Here is a 14760-nt window from a genome sequence, read left to right on the forward strand (position 1 = left end):
CGGTCCGGTCACGGAGCAGGTGACAGGCAGGTATGATGGCGCCGACGGCGACGTCATCCGACGACAGTTTCCGGCGGGCCGCCAAACCGCGGATTTTCAATCAATGACAACGGGATGGCAAACCCGGCGCGACTGCACCCAAACCCCGCTTTGCTTGTTGCCGAAAGCAGGGCCCGTTGTTAGATTACACGCCTTTCATCGGGGGGACGGTCTACATGTTCAAGGGAATTCGCGGGCTCTTTTCCAATGATCTGTCGATCGACCTGGGCACCGCAAACACCCTGATCTACCTCCGGGGCCAGGGCATCGTGCTGAACGAGCCCTCGGTGGTCGCGATCCGGCAGGACCGGGACGGCGGACCGAAATCGATTGCCGCGGTAGGCGTCGAGGCGAAAAACATGATGGGCCGCACACCGGGCAACATCCGGGCGATCCGGCCGATGAAGGACGGCGTCATTGCCGATTTCACGGTCACCGAAAAGATGTTGCAGCACTTCATCAAGAAGGTTCACGAGGCCCGCTTCTTCAAGCCCAGCCCCCGGGTTCTGGTCTGTGTTCCCTGCGGTTCGACCCAGGTGGAGCGCCGCGCGATCAAGGAGTCGGCGATGGGAGCCGGCGCCCGCGAAGTTTACCTGATTGAGGAACCCCGGGCGGCAGCAATCGGCGCCAACATGCCGGTGGACGAGGCGCGCGGCTCGATGGTGCTTGACATCGGCGGCGGCACCTCGGAAGTAGCGGTCCTGTCGCTTAACGGCATTGTCTACTCCGCCTCGGTGCGCGTCGGCGGTGATCGCTTCGACGAAGCCATCACCAATTACATTCGTCGCAACTACGGCATCCTTGTCGGCGAGGCGACCGCGGAACGGATCAAGCACGAGATCGGCACCGCGTTCCCGGGCAGCGAGGTTCGCGAGATCGACGTCAAGGGCCGCAACCTGGCCCAGGGCGTGCCGCGCAGTTTCACACTGAACAGCAACGAGATCCTGGAAGCCTTTCAGGAGCCGCTGTCGGCGATTGTTGGCGCGGTCAAGAGCGCGCTGGAGCAGACGCCGCCCGAGCTTGGCGCCGACGTGGCCGACCGGGGCATCGTGCTCACTGGCGGCGGCGCGCTGCTGCGCAACCTTGATCGCCTGATCATGGAAGAGACCGGGCTGCCGGTGGTGGTTGCCGATGACCCCCTGACCTGTGTTGCCCGGGGCGGCGGCCGCGCCCTCGAGCTGATGGACGAACAAGGTCTGGACCTGTTTACCGCCGAGTAGCCTGCACGCAGCATAGCCGGGGAAAACCCGGGTATTACGCAAACTGTGGGCCTGGCAATAGATTTGGCGCTTCGCTGCGGTACCCTTTTCGGAACGGTCAGGGAAACGTGGAGGAGATGCGGCCTTGGCTCCGCATTTCTCTGCAGACCACGTGGCAGCCATTCAAGTCCGGGGTAGGCCATCAAACCGTTATTCGCGCAAGGTCCCTCAGCGACCACCCGCATCATCCTGCTGGCCATCGTGTCGGTGGGAATCATGACGCTCGACCATCGCGACCGCTTGACCGAGCCGGTTCGCGAGGCGGTGCATACGGCTGTCTCTCCGGTTCACTTCACGGTCAATCTGCCGTTCGAGATCAGCGATTATCTGAGCGAGACCTTGGCGACGCGGCGCGCCTTGCAACAGGAGAATTCCCGGCTGCGCGATCAACAGCTGCTCAACGCCGCCCGGCTGCAACGCCTGGATGAACTGGAGCGGGAGAACATCCGCCTGCAGGGCTTGCTGGATTCATCCTACGAGGTCGAGGAATCGGTGGTGATCGCCGAACTCATGCGTCTCGACCTGAACCCCCATCGGCATGTGATTCAGCTGGACAAGGGCAGCCGCGATGGCGCCTTTGCCGGCCAGCCGGTTCTGGACGCGCATGGCGTTGTCGGCCAGGTCGACACCGTGGGCCGCGGCACCTCGGTGGTCCGGCTGCTTACCGATCCAAGCCACGGCATCGCGGTCCAGGTGACCCGCAACGGGCTGCGCACGGTGGCCATGGGCAGCGGCAACCTCCGCAAACTGGAGCTGCCGCATCTGCCGAACAACGCGGATATCGAGGTCGGCGACCGGCTGGTGACCTCCGGACTCGACGACCGTTTTCCGCGGGGCTATCCGGTGGCAGAAGTGACCGAGGTCCGGCGTGAGCCCGGCCTGCCCTTCGCCCGGGTCATCGCAAGACCCTATGCCGAACTGGACCGCAGCCGGGAGATGCTGCTGGTCCGCACCACCCGGGAACAGGCGGAGGATCCGGAGCTGCCCGCGCCCCAGTTGCCGGCCGAGCAGCCACCGGAGGACACTGTGCCGCCGGCAGAAGGCCTGCTGCCCGGCATGACACCGCAGGATCGCGGCACACCGGACACCAGCGAACAGCCCGATGCGGGGCGGGCACCTCCGGCCGGCGGTGCGACTGAGGGCCAGCCGTGAGCGAGCTTGCCGGCCGCGGCCGACTGGTGATTGTGGTCACGATTCTCGTGGCATACGTGCTGGTGATCCTGCCGCTGCCGGCCTGGGCGCAACTGGCGCGGCCGGAATGGGTGGCGCTGGTGATCATTTACTGGTGCATGGCGGTACCACAACGGGTCGGTGTCGGCGTCGCCTGGCTGGCCGGCCTGGGCCAGGACGCCCTGCAGGCGGGCCTGCTGGGCCAACAGGCCCTGGCCTTCGCGCTGCTGGCGTTCGTCGTGCTGAAACTGCATCAACGGGTGCGCGTCTACCCGCTGGGCCAGCAGGCCCTGATCGTGCTGGCGCTGTTGTCCCTGGTCACGCTGGTCCAGATCTGGACCAATGGTCTGATTGACCGGCCCATGTCGATTCACAGCTACTGGCTGCCGCCGCTGGCGGGCATGCTGCTCTGGCCCTGGCTGGTCGTACTGCTGCGTGCGGTTCGCCGGTATTATGGTGTGCGGTAATCAATCAGTGTTTCCCTAGAGGTCGCAGAATCAGGCATGGCCAGCAAGAAGGGACAAGGCGAGAACAGGCTCCGGGACCAGATCCAGGAAAAGCGGCTGTTCAACCGCCGCGCCATACTCGCCGGCGCCGGCGTCCTCGGCCTGATGGGACTGCTCGGCGGGCGCATGGCGCACCTGCAGATCACCGGTCACCAGCACTACGCGACCATGTCGCAGGCCAACCGCGTGCGGCTGGTTCCGGTGCCGCCGAACCGGGGTCTGATTCATGACCGGAACGGCGTGATCCTGGCCGAGAACCGGCCCACGTACCAGTTGATGGTCATCCCGGAGCAGGTGCAGGACCTGGAGGCCACGCTGGAAGGTCTGGGCAGCATCATCAAGCTGGAAGAAGCCGACATTGCGCGGTTCCACACGCAGCGGCAACGGCAACGGCGGTTCGACGCCATTCCCATCAAGTTCCGGCTGGATGAACGCGATGTCGCGATTTTCGCGGCAAATCGCCACCGTTTCCCCGGCGTTGAGGTGGAAGCCCGGCTGAGCCGGGTCTACCCGCAGGGCGAACATGCGGTGCACGCCATCGGCCACGTCGGGCGTATCAACGAACAGGAACTGCAGCGGATCGATTCCTCCCGCTACCGCGGCAGCACGCATATTGGCAAGTCCGGCGCCGAACTGCAGTTCGAGGATCTGCTGCACGGTCATTCCGGTATCGAACGGGTGGAAGCCAATGCCCTGGGCCGGGTGATCCGGCCGCTGGAACGGCTCGACCCGAACCCGGGCAATGATGTCTACCTGACAATCGACAGCCGCTTGCAACGGGTCGCCGAGGAAGTCCTGGGCGACTGGCAGGGAGCCATCGTGGCCCTCGATACGCGCAACGGCGACATCCTGGCCCTGGCCAGCAAACCAATGTTCGATCCCAACCTGTTCGTCCACGGCATCGACCGCGACACCTTTCAGGCGTTGCAGGCGGATCCCTCGCGGCCGCTCTACAACCGCGCGATGCGGGGCCAGTACCCGCCCGGATCGACCATCAAGCCGTTCGTCGCCCTGGCCAGCCTGGAAAACGAAATCAAGCGCGCCAGCGAGCGGGTGTTCTGCCCCGGCTTCTACACCCTGCCGGGGGTCAGTCATCGCTGGCGCTGCTGGCAGCGGCGCGGGCATGGCCACATGAACATGGAGGACAGCCTGGTCCAGTCCTGCGACGTGTACTTCTACGATGTCGCCTACCGGCTCGGCATCGACCGCATGCAGGAGTACCTGGGCGGATTCGGCTTCGGCCGCCGGACCGGTTCCGGCATCCCCGGCGAACTGCCCGGCGTGCTGCCGTCGCGCGAGTGGAAGCGCGCCGCACGGGGCGAGGGCTGGTACCACGGCGAAACCCTGATCACCGGCATAGGCCAGGGATTCTTCCTGACCACGCCGATGCAACTGGCACACGCCACTGCCGTGTTCGCGAACAAGGGCTCGGCGCACCCGCCACGGTTGATCAAGCGCATCGAGCGCAATGACAACGGCGAGGTCAGCGATCTGCCACCGGAAGACAAGGAAACCCATTTCAAGCTGCGCAACGAGGCCAACTGGCAGGAAGTGGTCGACGGGCTGATCGCCTCGATCCGGGGGCCGCGGGGAACCGCGCGCAGTATCGCCCCGGGCCTGGATTACGAAGTCGCCGGCAAGACCGGGACGGCGCAGGTCTTCAGCCTGGGGCAGGACGAGGAGTACGATGCCGATGCCATTCCCACGCATCTGCGCGACCACGCCCTGTTCAACTGTTTCGCGCCGGCCGAGGACCCGCGCATTTCCGTGGCCGTGGTGGTCGAGAACGGTGGCAGTGGCGGCGGCGTTGCGGCACCAATGGCACGGCAGGTGATGGACGCCTGGCGCGCCCTCGAGCGCGGCGAACCGGTGCCGCGGCCTGACCCGCCGGACGAGGACGAAGCGGAGGTCCCCGATGGCTGATGCCAGCCTGGTCGATCAGCGGATGACACGGGTGCAGCGCCATCTGCACCTGGACGGCCAGCTGCTGACCGCGCTGGCACTGCTGTCCGGCGTCGGCCTGGCGATTCTCTACAGCGCCTCGAACCAGGACATGGCCGAGTTGCAGCGCCAGTTGATCCGGCTGGGCCTGGCCTTCGCCGCGATGGTGGCCATTGCCCAGGTGCCGCCGGAAACCCTGCAGCGCTGGACGCCCTGGGTGTTCCTGGCCGGGTTGGTGATGCTGGTGCTGGTGTTGCTGGTGGGCACCTATGGCAAGGGGGCGCAACGCTGGCTCGGCTTCGGCCCGGTGCGTTTCCAGCCGGCGGAGCTGATGAAGCTGGCGATCCCGATGATGGTCGCCTGGTATCTCAGCAGGCGGCCGCTGCCGCCCAGCTTTTCCCAGGTGCTGGTGGCGCTGTTCATGACCGCGACACCCACCGCGCTGATCATCCTCCAGCCCGATCTCGGCACGGCCGTCCTGGTCACCGCCGCCGGCCTGTTCGTGGTGTTCCTGGCCGGCCTGCGGTGGCGGGTCCTGATCGGTGCGCTGCTTGCCATCGTGGCGGCGATCCCGGTGTTCTGGATGTTCCTGATGCACGAGTACCAGAAGCAGCGGGTGCTGACCCTGTTCGATCCGGAACGTGATCCGCTGGGCGCCGGCTACCACATCATCCAGAGCACTATCGCGATCGGTTCCGGCGGGGTCTACGGCAAGGGCTGGCTGAACGGCACCCAGTCGCAGCTGCAGTTCCTGCCGGAACGCAATACCGATTTCATCTTCGCCGTGTTCAGCGAGGAATTCGGCCTGGTCGGCGTCGTGCAACTGCTGGTGCTTTACCTGTTCATCATCTGCCGCGGGCTGTATATCGCCTGTCAGGCGCAGGACAATTTCTCCCGCCTGCTGGCCGGCAGTCTGGCACTGACCTTTTTCGTCTACGTGTTCGTCAACGTGGGCATGGTGTCGGGCCTGATTCCGGTGGTGGGCCTGCCGCTGCCGCTGATCAGTTACGGTGGCACATCGATGGTGACGCTCATGGCCGCCTTCGGTATCCTCATGTCGGTGCATACGCACCGCCGGATGTGGTCGTCATGAGACCGTTGCCATGACCTGCGGGAAAGGTTCGACGGTGGCGGAATTTGGCACGCGCCGTTTGTCTTGCGAGAGATCGTCCATGAACCGCACTCCCCTGCTTCACCTGCTGCTGGCCGCGCTGCTTTTCATCAGCATGCCCGCCGTGGCGGATTCGTTCGCGGAAAAGCGCGCCGACATCGACGCCTTCGCCGACCAGATGGCCGAACGCCATGGGCTGTCGCCGCGCGATCTGAAGAACATCCTGCAACATGCCGAACATCGCCAGGACATCATCGACGCCATCTCGCGACCGGCGGAAGCCATGCCCTGGTACCGCTACCGTCCGATCTTCATTCGCGAGGACCGGATCGACGCAGGCATCGCCTTCTGGGAGGAGTACGCCGTCGAAATCCAGCGCGCCTCCGAGGAGTTCGGCGTCAGCGAGGCGATCATCGTTGCCATCATCGGCGTGGAAACGCGTTACGGCGAACACCAGGGCCGGCACCGGGTGCTGGACGCCCTGACCACGCTGGCCTTCGATTACCCACCGCGGGCTGACTTCTTCCGCAGTGAACTCGAGCACTACCTGTTGCTGGCCGAAGAAGAGGGCTTCGACCCGCTGACCATCCGCGGTTCCTACGCCGGCGCCATGGGCATTCCCCAGTTCATTTCCAGCAGCTACCGCGCCTATGCGGTGGATGGCGACGGCGATGGCCGCCGCGACCTGCTCAGCAACACGGCGGACGCCGTGTCCAGCGTTGCCAATTATTTCGCCGAGCACCGCTGGCGCGAGGGTGATCCGGTGGTGTTCGAGGCCAGCCTGGAGGACGATGCCGAGATCGACGGCCTGGCCAATCAGGGGCGGCAACCCTACACCACGGTTGGCGAGCTGCGTGCGGCCGGCGTGGTGGTGGACGAATCGCTGGATGACGAACTGGGCGCCGTGCTGATGGAACTCGACGGTGAACAGGGCAAGGAATACTGGGTGGGGCTGCATAACTTCTATGTCATCACCCGTTACAACCACAGTCCGCTCTACGCGCTGGCCGTCTGGCAACTCAGCGAAATGATGCGGGAACGCCGGGAGACCGACGCGTGACTCATCGCTCCGTCCTGCCACTTGTCATGCTCTGCGGCCTGATCCTGGCCGCCTGCAGCAGCACACCGGATGCCCCGCCGGACAAGGAACGAGATCGGGGGCCCGAGGTGGCACCGGACACCTCCCAGCTGGAGGACGTCGTGCCGCGCAACGAGCCGCGCAGCCGCTATGGCAACCCGGAGTCCTACGAGGTCTTCGGCCAGACCTACCACGTCATGGCGGAGATGCCGCGCACCTTCGAGGAGGAGGGTATCGCCTCCTGGTACGGCAAGAAATTCCACGGACGGCGCACCAGCAGCGGCGAACCCTACGACATGTACAAGCTGACCGCCGCGCATCGGGAACTGCCGATCCCGGCCTATGTACACGTGACCAACCTGGACAACGGCCGCGAACTGGTGGTGCGGGTCAATGATCGCGGCCCGTTTGCCCGCAACCGGATCATCGACCTGTCCTACGCCGCGGCCCAGCGCCTGGACATGGTCGATGCCGGGGTCGCGCCGGTGCGCATCGAGCTACTGCATGCGGATGACGACGTGCCAGCGGTGGCCGACTCTGGCGACGGCGTAAATGAAGCCGGTGGAAACGTGGTCCAGGCAAGCGCCGCCGAGCGTCTGCCCGGCGAGGTGGAGGAAGCCACTGGCAACCGCGGCAGCAACGGCGATCCGCGCTATTTCCTGCAGGCCGGTGCCTTCTCCGAACGCGGCAATGCCGAACGCCTGAAGGAGCGATTGCATCAGGCGCGGTTCGACGAGATCCGCATCGACAATGCCGGAGACGGCGGTCTTTACCGGGTTCAGCTCGGCCCCGTGAGCTCGGTGGAGGCCGTGGACCAACTGAGCCGGGAACTGGAGGATCACGGCATCACTGCCTCGCGGGTCGTCATCGAGCCCTGACCCGACCATAACGGACGACGGCCGCACCCCGGCCGTCACTGCTTTCTTGCCAACGACAGACCAGGATGTACCAAACCCGATGAATGCGCCCCGTCTTGCCCTGCTTTCGCTCGTCCTCCTGTTGCTGACCGGATCTGCAATGGCGCAGTCCATGCCGGTGCCCTCACCGCCCTCGCTGGGTGCCCCGAGCTACATCCTGCTGGATTTCGAGAGCGGCAACGTCCTGGTGGAGCGCGAGGCCGACACACCGCGTGAACCCGCCAGCCTGGTCAAGCTGATGACCGCCTTCGTGGCATTCAACGAGCTGGAAGAGGGTCATCTGCAGCTCGACGAAAAGGTCATGATCAGCGAGACCGCCTGGCGCATGGGTGGCTCGAAGATGTTCGTCGAAGTCGGCAAGCAGGTGGCGGTAGAGGACCTGCTCCGCGGCATCATCATCCAGTCGGGCAACGACGCCAGCGTGGCCATCGCCGAACATATCGCCGGCAACGAGCAGACCTTTGCCCAGTTGATGAACAACCATGCCGAGGAGATCGGCATGTACAACACCAATTTCACCAATTCCACCGGCTGGCCGGATGAGGCGCAGACCACCACCGCCCGCGACATGGCCCTGCTGGCGGCAGCGATGATCCGCAACTTCCCGGAGTCCTACCAGTACTACTCGGAACGGGAATTCACCTACAACGACATCACCCAGGGCAACCGCAACCTGCTGCTGACCCGTGACAGTTCCGTGGACGGGCTGAAGACCGGTCACACCAGCAGCGCCGGCTACAACCTGGTGAGTTCCGCCAAGCGCGACGACATGCGTCTGGTGTCGGTGGTCATGGGCACCGACGGCCCCCGCGACCGCGCCGATCAGTCGCAGGCGCTGTTCAATTACGGCTTCCGCTTCTTCCGCAGCTATGCGCTGTACGAGGGAAATACCGAACTGGCCAGCCCGAAGCTCTGGAAAGGGGCCTCGGACACGATCCCGGTGGGCCTGGAGCGGACCCTGTACGTCACCATTCCCCAGCGGGAGTACGAGAACCTGGATGCCAATATGCGTATCGACAGCCCGGTCATTGCACCGGTCAGTCGCGGGGACAAACTGGGCGAGGTGACCGTCAAGCTGGACGGCGAGGTGATCATGGAAGCACCGCTAATCGCACTGGAGGACGGTGACACCGGTGGCTTCTTCGGCAGCCTGGTGGATGAAGTCCTGCTGTTCTTCCAGTAGCCGGAGCGCCGAATGACGGAAACCCGCGACACGATTATCGAATTTCCCTGCGAATTCCCGGTCAAGGTGATGGGCCGGGCCGAGCCGGACTTCGTGCTGCGCGTGGCCGGCATCGTGCGCGAACACGTGCCCGAATTGCGCGACGCCGATATCGATACCGCCGCCAGCCGCCGCGGCAACTACGTCTCGGTCACCGTTACCTTCACCGCCCGCAGCCAGCATCAGCTCGACCAGGTCTATCGGGCGCTGAATGCGGATGAGCAGGTGTTGATGACGCTTTAAACAGCGTCATCGTTTTACGTTTAACGTTTTAGGTTTAAAGAACGAGCCGCTTTGTTCGCGGGCTTCGGTCTGGAGCGGGGTGTCGGGGTGCCTGTCGAGGGGACGCCGTGAACTCATCCATGAGGGCTTGACGGTCGCGTCCCTGCGACCGACACCCCACGACAGGCACCCCGACACCCCGCCCCGCAAGCTTCGACGACGAATCGGAAAACGCATGTCCAGTCACACCGCCCGCGATACCCGCCCGCAACCACCGCTGCTGCGGCGGTTGGGGCTGCGCGATTATCGGCAGACCTGGCGGGCGATGCAGGACTTTACCGACGGGCGCGGGCCGGGGACGCGGGATGAACTCTGGCTGGTGGAACATCCGCCGGTGTTCACGCTTGGCCTGAATGGCAAGCCGGAACACGTGCTTGATGCCGGCGACATACCGGTGGTGCCGGTGGACCGGGGCGGCCAGGTGACCTATCACGGGCCGGGCCAGGTGGTGCTTTACACGCTGCTGGACGTGCGCCGCCGCGGACTGGGCGTGCGCGCCCTGGTCATGCTGCTGGAGCAGGCGATGATCGACCTGCTGGCCGAACTGGACATCCGGGCACGCGCCCGTCGCGATGCACCGGGGGTGTATGTCGGCGACGACAAGATCGGCGCCATCGGCCTGCGGGTCCGGCGCGGTGCCAGCTATCACGGCCTGAGCCTGAACGTGGACATGGACCTGGCGCCGTTCGAGCGCATCAATCCCTGCGGATACCCCGGGCTTGGCGTAACCCGAATACGCGACCAGGCCGCCTTCCACGATGCCAGCGTCGACACCGTCGGGCCGCGATTGGCAGAGCGCCTGCAGTTGCTGCTGGAAAAACGGAACAGGGACTGATCAGACGGGGTCCGGGGAGACTTTCGAACGCCTGGCATCAGCGATCCGTTCCGCGGCCACCGGCAGCATGATGTAGCACAGGCAGTCCTGACGGATCACCGTGCCGTCCAGGGTCAGCATGCTTGGCATCATCGGCCGCCGGGTCACCAGTTCGCCATCGCGCAGCTGAAAATACGCCTCGGCGTCGGCTCCGTCCGGGTCGTCCACGACCACCGGCATCGACTCGCCGCTGAAACGGCCCAGCGCGGTGCCCTTGGGCAGGACCTGGAAATTCAGGCGATCCAGATCCTCCAGCAGATCCAGCCCCTGACCGCTGCCATCGAATCCGAAGTCCTGGTGCGGCGGAATGCGAACGCGCGCCACGGTCTCGAACAGATCCACCTGATCCCTGGGCGGCAGCTCCGGAAGTTCCGACAAATGCAACACATCCTCGATGTACTGCTCCACATACGCGACCCCCGCCTCCAGGCCCGGCTTGCCGCATTCCAGTGTCACCGCCGGGCACAGGTCCGCCATCGCCAGCGATTGCACGCCGCGCGGACGCGTGAAATAGACCATCGTCCGGCTGAACAACGAGGCCAGGGCCATGTAGCGCCCGTCCAGCCTGTTGATGCAGCCGTAATAGGGGTTGCGGCCGGTGTTGTTGTGAACATCGATGCTGGCAAACAGCTCCCGCCGCCGCAGACGTTCCACCAGGGCCGCCATCAGCCGGGTCTCCGGGCAATCCGGCAGTTCGGTTTTCGGCCAGACCCGGTTGAAATCCACCTGGCCCTCGAGCCGGCGCACATCGAAGGCGGCGGCGTCCACATTGCCGATGAACAACAGCAGGCTGCGCGGCAGCGGGCGGTCACGATACCGGCGCAGCAGCCGCTGCAGGGCCAGGAAACCGGTGGTTTCATTGCCGTGCAGAAGCACGGACAGGAACACCGGCTGCTGCCGCCGCCCGGGGAACTCGAGCAGGCTCGGCCCGCCCAGCAGATCCCGCAACGCCGTGGGCGGCACGTCCAGCAATTCGGCAGGTGGCGTCTCGTAATGGTGCAGGCGCAGCGGTTCGGACACGCGTTCAGATCTCCCAGTCGTGTACGGGTCGGCCGGCCTGCTGGGCGGCGCGGTAGGCGCAGACCAGGCCCTCCATCGGTCCACCGTGACGATCCAGCCAGAGCTGTTGCCAGACGGCGCCGGTACGTCCGCGCACCACACGCTCGCGCATCAGCTCAAGCCAGGGCCGCCATGCCGCCTCATCCAGGCCAAAGCGGCGCAAGCCGTCGGCCGCCATGGGCAACAACTGCTCAAGAATCAGCTCGCGCAGCGGGCCGCGCTGGCCGCCCAGCCATTCCACCCGGGCATCCAGACCATCGCGCGCAGCCCGGTAGAAATTGCGCGCCGCCATCTGGAACGGCACCTCCGCCTCCAGCGGTTCCGGACGCTGCGCGCAGGCCTGGATCAAGCCGTGAAAGAAGCAGGCATTGGCCACCACATCCGGCACGGACGGCCCGGCGGACATCACCCGGTGTTCCAGCCGCAGATGACAGCGTCCCTGGCCATCGACGCCGACCAGCGGCCGGTTCCAACGCCAGATGGTGCCATTGTGCAGCGACAGATGGGACAGTTGCTCCGGTGCCTCGCCGGTAACCTCCGGCAGCAACACCGGATAATGCTGGCGATTCTCGACGAACAGCGGATACAGCCCGTCGCGGGTATAACCGGTACCGAAGGTTACCCGGTCCAGCCCGCGTGCCGACCCGGCCCCCGGCGGGTCCACCGCCACCGCCTGCTCGAACAGCGGGATCCGGGTGTCATGCCAGAGGCGGCGGCCGAACAGCGTTGGTGCATTGGCGGCCACGGCAACGCTGGCCGCGGACATCAGCTGCGCGGCATTGAAGCAGCGCGCCGCGTTATCCGCCGTCAGCTGCAGATGCAACTGCAACGAGGTGGCCGCCGCCTCCAGCATCACTGTCTGCTGCTCCAGTTCCAGCGCCTCCTGCGGACCCTGGATGGCAACCCGGAACGGCTGCTGGTTGCGCAGCGCGAGCACCTGTTCGTTCAGTGCCCGATAACGCACCGCATCGGTCATCTGGGGCAGGCCGAGATGCTCCGGTCGCACCGAAGGCAGGATTCCGATCATGACCGGGTGCAGACCCATCGATTCGCCGGTCGCGTTACACCGCTGCCACAATCCCTGCAGGTCATCCATCAAACCGGAGAACGGGTTGTCCGCCAGCCAGCGGGGCGGGCCGTTGAGCTCGACGTTGAAACGAGCCAGCTCGGGCACCACCATCGGGTCGCTCATGCGTTGCAGGAAGGCCTGGTTTTCCGGCACCGGCTGACCGCCCGCATCGACCAGCCAGGCCTCCAGCTCGAAACCGATGCGCGGCGGCTCAGCCAATAATCGCCCCTGCTGCAACCATTGCCGCAGCAGCTCGGTCTCCTGGCGCAGGCGCTCGCCGAAGGCGTGAAAATCCGCCGGTCCGTAACGCCCCAGCCCGACATCACGCCCCATCAGTCAGCCCCCGCAGCGCCTGGTCCAGTTGCTGCAACCGCTCCGGCGTCCCCACGTCACACCAGCGGCCGCGGTGCAGTTCCCCGCCGACACGTCCCTCCGCCGCTGCCGCGCGCAGCAGCGGCGCCAGGGCAAAGGCTCCAGGGGCACAAGCGGCAAACAGCGCCGGATCGTAGACGCCAACGCCGCTGAAGGTATAACGCGGGCCAGAGCCGGCCACGCGCCCATCGTCGAGCGGGAAATCACCGACCGGGTTGTGGCCGGGATTCTCGACCAGTACCAGATGCGCCAGATCACCGGCCGACAGCTGCAGCCCGGCGAAATCGATGTCAGTCCAGATATCACCATTGAGCACCAGAAATGGCGCCCCACCAAGCATCGGCAGCGCGCGGTGAATCCCTCCGCCGGTCTCCAGACCCGCCGCGCCTTCATCGGAATAACGGATTCGCAGCCCCCAACGACTGCCATCGCCCAGGGCCGCCGGGATCTGCTCTCCCAGCCAGGCATGGTTGATCACGACATCGTGCAGACCGGCGCGCGCCAGGCGTTCCAGGTGCCAGACAATCAGCGGCTTGCCCGCCACCGGCAGCAGGGGCTTGGGCACGCGATCGGTCAGCGGCCGCATCCGCTTGCCGCGACCGGCAGCCAGGATCATTGCGCGCATCCGGCCTCGCCATGCCAGTCATGGATCCGCTGCACCAGGGGTTCCAACTCGGGTTCGGCTACGGCAGCCTCGTCCAGGTATCGGAGGAACCGCGGCGCATCCTCCAGGTAGCGGGGCTTGCCATCACGGTGACGAATGCGGGCGAATATGCCCAACACCTTGAGGTGGCGCTGCACGCCCATCCAGAAGCAATCACTGCGAAACGCGGCGAACTCGGCAGGCACGGCGATTCCGGCCTTGCCGGCACGCTCCCAGTACAGCGCCAGCCAGGCATCCACCTTATCCGCCGGCCAACTGATGAAGGCATCCCGGAACAGACAACTGATGTCATAGCTCACCGGGCCGTAGACGGCATCCTGGAAATCCAGCACGCCCGGGGGCGGCATGCTGAACATGAGGTTTCGCGGCATGTAGTCGCGGTGGACGAAGACCCGCTCCTGATCCAGGGCACGGTCGACAAGGCGATCGAACCAGACCTGCAGCCAGTCCTGGTCCGCCGCAGCCAGTTCCAGACCCAGCGCGCGCTCCAGGTACCAGTCGGGGAAAAGCCGAAGCTCGCGTTGCAGCAGCGACGCATCGTACGCCGGCAGTACCCCGGCCCGGCTGGCCTTCTGCCAGCGCACCAGCGCGTCCACGGCCATCTCGAACAGGGCGTCGGCGTTCTTGTCCGACAGCACATCCAGGTAGGTGTGGCGGCCGAGATCCTCGAGCAGCAGGAACCCCCGCTCCAGATCCTGCGCCAGGATTTCCGGCACCCGCACGCCGGCGCCCCGCATCAGGCCGGCGACGGTCACGAACGGCCGGCAATCCTCGGTGTCCGGTGGCGCATCCATCGCAATCGCCTCGCCATCGGCATGGCGCACGCGGAAGTAGCGTCGGAAACTGGCATCGCTGGATGCCGGGATCATGTCCCGGATCTGCAAGCCCTGATCGTCGACCAGCCAGTCGCGCAGCGCCGTCAGCCGCGGGTCGTCCATGCTGTCCTCGTTCGCCTGTTCGGCCACGGCATTCCCTCCTTCTGAATGTTTCGCAGTGTATGTCAGGCACCGCTGCCGCTCGACCCCCGTCACCGGGAACGGCAGCCGACCGGCGGAATGCAGGTTCGCGTTGGCGGCCTCTGCTGGGCGGCGGTAGCATGCGTGATAACAGAGAATGCGCGTCTGACCGGATGCAGACCGGTGAAGCACCGGCCGGACCGCGAGAACAACGACATGGCGCGGGACCTGCCCGGCGCGC

The 14760-nt window shown here is 65.6% G+C and carries 14 protein-coding genes; 10 read left to right on the forward strand and 4 right to left on the reverse strand.

The features are described from left to right. Nucleotides 1-215 precede the first annotated feature (215 nt). From M0534_RS09400 to lipB, 10 genes are all read left to right on the forward strand, one after another. Nucleotides 216-1259, forward strand: coding sequence for a rod shape-determining protein (locus M0534_RS09400; RefSeq protein ID WP_248568172.1), 1044 nt, complete (start codon nt 216-218; stop codon nt 1257-1259). Nucleotides 1260-1439: 180 nt separating this feature from the next. Next, nucleotides 1440-2450, forward strand: a complete 1011-nt coding sequence (gene mreC, locus M0534_RS09405; protein WP_345894719.1) for a rod shape-determining protein MreC — start codon at nt 1440-1442, stop codon at nt 2448-2450. Further along, a complete protein-coding gene (gene mreD / locus M0534_RS09410) occupies nt 2447-2935 on the forward strand; it encodes a rod shape-determining protein MreD (protein WP_248568173.1) in 489 nt (162 codons plus the stop codon). Before mreC ends, mreD begins: the two co-directional genes overlap by 4 nt. Before the next feature lie 36 nt (nt 2936-2971). After that, nucleotides 2972-4897, forward strand: coding sequence for a penicillin-binding protein 2 (gene mrdA, locus M0534_RS09415; RefSeq protein ID WP_248568174.1), 1926 nt, complete (start codon nt 2972-2974; stop codon nt 4895-4897). After that, the gene (gene rodA / locus M0534_RS09420) at nt 4890-6008 is read left to right on the forward strand and encodes a rod shape-determining protein RodA (protein WP_248568175.1); all 1119 of its coding nucleotides are present in this window, start codon (nt 4890-4892) and stop codon (nt 6006-6008) included. Before mrdA ends, rodA begins: the two co-directional genes overlap by 8 nt. Before the next feature lie 79 nt (nt 6009-6087). Then, nucleotides 6088-7086 (forward strand): lytic murein transglycosylase B, encoded by a 999-nt coding sequence (gene mltB, locus M0534_RS09425; RefSeq protein ID WP_248568176.1) that lies wholly within the window; start codon nt 6088-6090, stop codon nt 7084-7086. After that, complete coding sequence (locus M0534_RS09430) at nt 7083-7982, forward strand: septal ring lytic transglycosylase RlpA family protein (protein WP_248568177.1); 900 nt, start codon at nt 7083-7085, stop codon at nt 7980-7982. Before mltB ends, M0534_RS09430 begins: the two co-directional genes overlap by 4 nt. Before the next feature lie 7 nt (nt 7983-7989). Then, a complete protein-coding gene (locus M0534_RS09435) occupies nt 7990-9204 on the forward strand; it encodes a D-alanyl-D-alanine carboxypeptidase family protein (RefSeq protein ID WP_428348739.1) in 1215 nt (404 codons plus the stop codon). A 12-nt stretch (nt 9205-9216) separates the two neighbouring features. Next, nucleotides 9217-9486 (forward strand): YbeD family protein, encoded by a 270-nt coding sequence (locus M0534_RS09440; protein WP_248568179.1) that lies wholly within the window; start codon nt 9217-9219, stop codon nt 9484-9486. A 214-nt stretch (nt 9487-9700) separates the two neighbouring features. After that, entirely contained in the window at nt 9701-10360 is a 660-nt protein-coding gene (lipB, locus tag M0534_RS09445) for a lipoyl(octanoyl) transferase LipB (RefSeq protein ID WP_248568180.1), read from the forward strand. Here the strand turns inward: lipB and M0534_RS09450 are convergent, their stop codons facing one another. Genes M0534_RS09450 through M0534_RS09465 form a run of 4 tightly spaced genes read right to left on the reverse strand, consistent with a single transcriptional unit; the run spans nt 10361 to nt 14501 of the window. Continuing rightward, nucleotides 10361-11419 carry a M14 family metallopeptidase gene (locus tag M0534_RS09450; protein ID WP_248568181.1) on the reverse strand — a complete coding sequence of 353 codons (1059 nt, stop codon included), beginning with the start codon at nt 11417-11419 and terminating at the stop codon, nt 10361-10363. It abuts the gene before it with no gap. Nucleotides 11420-11423: 4 nt separating this feature from the next. Continuing rightward, nucleotides 11424-12860, reverse strand: coding sequence for a glutamate-cysteine ligase family protein (locus M0534_RS09455; protein ID WP_248568182.1), 1437 nt, complete (start codon nt 12858-12860; stop codon nt 11424-11426). Beyond that, nucleotides 12850-13524 carry an N-acetylmuramate alpha-1-phosphate uridylyltransferase MurU gene (gene murU, locus M0534_RS09460; RefSeq protein ID WP_248568183.1) on the reverse strand — a complete coding sequence of 225 codons (675 nt, stop codon included), beginning with the start codon at nt 13522-13524 and terminating at the stop codon, nt 12850-12852. The genes M0534_RS09455 and murU overlap by 11 nt, the downstream gene beginning before the upstream one ends. Further along, a complete protein-coding gene (locus tag M0534_RS09465; RefSeq protein ID WP_486875122.1) occupies nt 13512-14501 on the reverse strand; it encodes an aminoglycoside phosphotransferase family protein in 990 nt (329 codons plus the stop codon). The genes murU and M0534_RS09465 overlap by 13 nt, the downstream gene beginning before the upstream one ends. Nucleotides 14502-14760 lie beyond the last annotated feature (259 nt).

The organism is Methylonatrum kenyense (assembly GCF_023195885.1).
Lineage (GTDB): Bacteria > Pseudomonadota > Gammaproteobacteria > Nitrococcales > Aquisalimonadaceae > Methylonatrum > Methylonatrum kenyense.